This is a genomic window from Streptomyces sp. NPDC102462, assembly GCF_044765425.1.
Lineage (GTDB): Bacteria > Actinomycetota > Actinomycetes > Streptomycetales > Streptomycetaceae > Streptomyces.
In genome coordinates this window covers 1-1,891 of record NZ_JBIWKB010000148.1, presented here as the reverse complement: position 1 = coordinate 1,891, position 1,891 = coordinate 1, and the positions used below count along the sequence as shown (strand labels likewise).

Annotated in this window: 1 protein-coding gene and 1 pseudogene; both read right to left on the bottom strand. The window is 75.4% G+C overall.

The features are described from left to right. Nucleotides 1-309: 309 nt before the first annotated feature. Nucleotides 310-1,431, bottom strand: coding sequence for a PucR family transcriptional regulator (locus ACIRFL_RS43735; protein ID WP_404041324.1), 1,122 nt, complete (start codon nt 1,429-1,431; stop codon nt 310-312). A gap of 184 nt (nt 1,432-1,615) precedes the next feature. Beyond that, nucleotides 1,616-1,891: pseudogene (locus ACIRFL_RS43730) on the bottom strand (cation:proton antiporter); the annotation flags it as partial.

Sequence of the window (1,891 nt, the reverse complement as noted above, 5' to 3'; positions counted from 1 at the left end):
TCGGCTACCGCGCCGTCGTGGTTGCTCGCGCCGTTCCCCGCGCCCCTTTCAGGGCGCCTGCCCCCACCGCGGACTACACGGCACCCTCCGCCTTGCAACCTCGGCTACCGCGCCGTCGTGGTTGCTCGCGCCGTTCCCCGCGCCCCTTTCAGGGCGCCTGCCCCCACCGCGGACTACACGGCACCCTCCGCCTTGCGACCTCGGCTGCCGCGCCGTCGTGGTTGCTCGCGCCGTTCCCCGCGTCCCTTCAGGGCGCCTGCCCGCACCGCGGACTGCACGGCAGCCGCGCCGTTCCCCGCGCTCCTTTGGTTACAGGGGGCGGGTTGGCCAGGCCAGTAGGCGGGCGCCTATTACCGCGGTCTGGAGGGTGTAGCGGTCGCCGGGGTCGGTGGGGTCGGTGCCGGTCAGGGCGTGGATCCGGGCCAGCCGGTAGGTCAGCGCGCGGACGCTGAGCGACAGTTCACGGGCCGCCACGGTGGCCACGCAGCCGCTGTCGAAGTACGCCGTGAGGGTGTCGATCAGCGGCTGCGCTCCGCCGCGGGCCCCTTCCAGCGGGCCCAGGGTGTGCCGGACCAGGTCGACCAGCGCCGGCCGGTCCCGGGCCAGGACGGGGAAGACGAGCAGATCGGCGGCGCGCAGCAGCGGATCGTCGAAACCCATCCGCTGGGCGACGTCGAGGGCGTTGAGCGCCTCCTCGTAGCTGTGTCCGATGCCGACCGCGCCCGGCCGGGACCGCCCGACGGCGACCTGGCTCCCCTCGACCCGGGCGTGCACGAGCTTGCCGAACCAGGTCAGCACGTCGTCCTGGTCGCCGGGGGCGATGCACACCATCCGCCCGTCCTTGGTGGTGAACAGGATGCGGCGGTTCTCGAAGCGGGCGAACAACTCGTCGGCGACCTGCCGGGGTACGGGGTCGGACTCGTCGTAGCCCTCCGGCCCGCCGGCCACCGCGACGGAGTGGGTGCGGGACAGGCGCAGCCCGAACCGTTCGCAGCGGGAGGCGAGTTGGCCCGGGTCGCCGCGGCCGTGCAGCAGGTCGTCGATGAACTCGCGGCGGGCGGCTTCCTCCCTGCGTACGACGTGCCGTTGGGCCCGCTCGTACCCGTCGGCGAACGCGTCGACCGCCTGCTCCACGACGGCGAGGACGCTGTCCGCGTCGGCCCCGGCGGGCCGGCCGGCCCGTCCCGCCGCGAGGTGCGCGCGCACCAGGGCCCGCCAGCCGTGTCCGGCCTCCGCCGCGCGGGCGCCGAGGTGACGCCGGGACTCGATCTCGTCGCGGGTCAGCCGGCGGCCGGTGACCGCGGCGTCCGCCAGGATCTCCCGGAACCCGTCGAGGAACGCCTCGGTGGTCGCCTCCGCCGCGGACGCGGGCCGCGTCCGCGGCGTGTTCGGGTACGTCTCCTCGATCATCCGGAAGCCGCCCACAGTCACCGTTTCCCCCGTCCCCGTACGCCCACCGGGGCCCCCGGGCCCCGCCTGCTTCCCATACTCCCCGGAACCACCGCCTCCGACCCGGCCCCCGCGCCGGCCAAGGCCCACGGGCCCGACAGACCGCGTCCCGTACTCGCCGTACGCGGTGTCCTCGCCGTACGCGTGGATGCCTCGGCCACCCCGCTCACCCCTTCGCACGGGCCACCTCCACCTGGTCGGCCGCGGCCACATCGGGCACCGTGCGCCATGGGCGACGGGTCAGGCGGCGGGTCAGGGGTTCGGTCCAGCGGGCGGTGAGCGGGCCCAGGATCACCAGGAGCAGCACGTAGGCGGTCGCGAGGGGGCCGATGCGCGGTTCGACGCCGACGGCGAGTCCGGCGATGACGATGGAGAACTCGCCGCGGGCGACGAGGGTGCCGCCCGCCCGCCAGCGGCCCTTGGCGGAGATCCCGGCCCGGCG